The 2,787-nt window shown below is 70.1% G+C and carries 2 protein-coding genes and 1 pseudogene; 1 reads left to right on the top strand and 2 read right to left on the bottom strand.

What is annotated here, in order from left to right; genetic code table 11:
- A pseudogene (locus tag CQZ88_RS30970) lies at window positions 1–233 on the bottom strand (aldolase); the annotation flags it as partial.
- Window positions 226–1,212, bottom strand: a complete 987-nt coding sequence (gene iolC / locus CQZ88_RS12870) for a 5-dehydro-2-deoxygluconokinase (protein ID WP_102799832.1) — start codon at window positions 1,210–1,212, stop codon at window positions 226–228. The pseudogene CQZ88_RS30970 and the gene iolC, both read right to left, overlap by 8 nt.
- Before the next feature lie 196 nt (window positions 1,213–1,408).
- Between iolC and CQZ88_RS12865 the strand changes: the two genes are divergently transcribed.
- Window positions 1,409–2,146, top strand: a complete 738-nt coding sequence (locus CQZ88_RS12865) for a GntR family transcriptional regulator (protein WP_006937917.1) — start codon at window positions 1,409–1,411, stop codon at window positions 2,144–2,146.
- Window positions 2,147–2,787: the final 641 nt, after the last annotated feature.

The raw sequence follows: 2,787 nt of genomic DNA, 5'->3' as shown, positions 1-2,787 counted from the left end.
AGCAGGTCGGTGCGGCTGTTCATGGCGGTGGGCCGGTCGCCGACGGCCAGGGCGCCGCGGGCGGGGTGGTCGGCGGCGACGATCATCAGGCGCCCGTCGCCGCGCGTCGCGGGCCGGGTGGCCCGCGCGGCCCAGGCCCGTTCGATGGCGCCCGGATCCTCGGCGCGCAGCTCGGTGATCTCGCCGTAGGTCCGCTGGGGCGGGGTCGACGGCAGGGTGGAATTCTCAGACATCGACGGCCTCCGTGGCGGTCGCGTCGGCGAGGTGGGCGACCTCGTCCGCGGTGGGCATGGCGGTGGAGCATTCGAGGCGGGAGGCCACGATGGCGCCTGCGGCGTTGGCGTAGCGCAGGGTCTTCTCGAGCGGCCACCCGGCGAGCAGTCCGTTGATCAGCGAGCCGCCGAACGCGTCGCCCGCACCGAGGCCGTTGACGACGTCCACGGGGTTGGGCGCGACGGTCACCGACTGCGAGCGGGTCTTGCCGAGCACGCCTTTCGGGCCCTGCTTGACGATCGCGAGCTCGACGCCGAGGTCGAGCAGGGCGTCGGCCGCGCGGTGCGCATTGGTCTCGCCGACGGCGATCTCGCACTCCTCACGATTGCCGACGGCGACGGTGACGTGCTGCAGTGCCCGCTGGACCTGCTCGGTGGCGACCGCCGGGGAATCCCAGAACATCGGCCGGTAGTCCAGGTCGAGGACCGTGTGCCGGATTCGGCCGCGCGCCTCCCAGGCGGCGAAATGTGCACTGCGGCTGGGTTCTTCGGACAGTCCGGTCACCGTCGCCCAGAACAGCCGCGCGGTGCGGACGGCCTCGAGGTCGAGGTGTTCGGGCTGGATCTGCAGATCGGGAGCCGACGGACGGCGGTAGAAGTAGAGCGGGAAGTCGTCGGGCGGGAAGATCTCACAGAAGGTGACCGGGGTGGGGTAGCGGCCGTCGGTGATCAGGTGCCGGGTCCGGACGCCGAGCCGCTCGAGTTCGGCGCGGACGAACCGGCCGAACGGGTCGGCGCCGATCCCGGAAATCAGGGCGCTGCTGCGCCCGAGCCGGGCCGCGGCAACGGCCACGTTCGCGGCGCTGCCGCCGAGAAACTTGCCGAAGGTCGACACGTCCTCCAGTCCGACGCCGGTCTGGAGCGGGTAGATGTCGACGCCGCTGCGTCCGATGGCGAGCACGTCCAGCGGGCGCTCGGTCTGCGTCTGCGTGGTGGTCAAGGCTGCACTCCCGAAAGATGATGGTGGCAGTCCGCGGGGATCGCGGCGTCCACAGAAACTGTGCGCCATGTCACCGGCGCGTGTCAATGCTTTGTCCTGACATATTGACTTGCAATCAAGCGTATGTCCGTGTTCACATACACTTCAGCTGAATCCGCGGTCCGCCGGGCCGCCTCGCTGGAGATCGGAGTGGTCCGTGAGTGCACAGCTCGCAGTCGAGCTCGACCGTTCGAGCCCGGTACCGCTGTACTTCCAGCTTGCCCAGGCCATCGAAAAGGCAATCCTCGGTGGGGATCTCGCCCCCGGCGACCGGTTCGAGAACGAGCTCGCGCTGGCGCAGCGGCTCAATCTGTCCCGCCCGACCACCCGGCGCGCCATCCAGGAACTCGTCGACAAGGGTCTGCTGGTACGCAAGCGCGGGGTCGGCACGCAGGTCGTCCAGAGTCCCGTCCACCGTCCCGTGGAGCTGACCAGCCTGTTCGACGACCTCGCCCGCGCGGGGCAGACCCCCACCACGAAGCTCCTCGACTATCGGGTGGGCCCTCCGGCCGAGGAGGTCGCGCTCGAACTCAATCTCGGGCCGGACGCGGAGGTGGTGTCGATCCGCCGGCTGCGGTGCACCAACGGGGAACCGCTGGCGATCATGAACAACCACCTCCCGGTCGCGATCGCGCCGGATGCGGACGAACTCGAGGATCACGGCCTCTATCAGTCGCTTCGTGCGCGCGGCGTGCACATCCGGCTGGCCCGCCAGCGCATCGGAGCGCGAGCGGCCACCCGCGAGGAGGCCGGTCTGCTCGACGAGAAGACGGGCGCGCCCCTGCTCACCATGAACCGCACCGCGTACGACGACTCGGGAACCGCCGTGGAGTTCGGTAGTCACTGCTACCGCGCGTCGCGCTACCACTTCGACACCACCGTCGTCGACCGCTGAGAACCCGCGGGCGCCTCTCGTGATGTCGTCGCGGCCGTCGTGGTGAACGCGGCAATCTCGGCGCATCTCCTCACGCTCGCGGCGCCGGCATCGGAGTCGCGGTCGCCGCGCTGACCGTCACCGTGTGCGGGGCGGCGGGGGCTGTGCGGCACCTGCCCGCCGGCGCGGAGTACTCGCTCGCCTCCGTCGTCCTGGCTCTGCTACGGGCACCGACGGTGTTCGAGAGTGCGCGGATGTCCCGCGCGCTCGGTGCCGCGGTGACCGGTTCGGCTCCCGAGCGGGTTCACCGATGACGTTCGGAACCGTTGCCGAACAGTATCTTTCGATTCCTATTCGGGCCTGGAGGCATGCGCACACCGAGGTCGAATCTGACAGCGACAGCGACGGGATCGCCCTCATCCTCGCCAACCCGGACGCGCTGGCCGCCGCCTTATCTCGGAGCGAGGGGACATTCGCACTTCAAGCTCTGTCCCGCATACCCGGTCGACCGCGTCGCGCGCCGGCCGGCGCGCGACAGGGTCCCCGGACACGCGTTCGGGCGGAGGCGATCGTGTCGCCTCCGCCCGAACGTGACGGTCCTCGACGGATCCTCGAGGTCGCGGGTCCTACGTCTTGGGGACGCGGACGATGAGGGCGTCGCC

The organism is Rhodococcus sp. ENV425 (genome assembly GCF_002887785.1).
In the GTDB taxonomy this organism is placed as follows: Bacteria; Actinomycetota; Actinomycetes; order Mycobacteriales; family Mycobacteriaceae; genus Rhodococcus; species Rhodococcus aetherivorans.
This window is presented reverse-complemented; position numbering and strand designations above follow the sequence as displayed.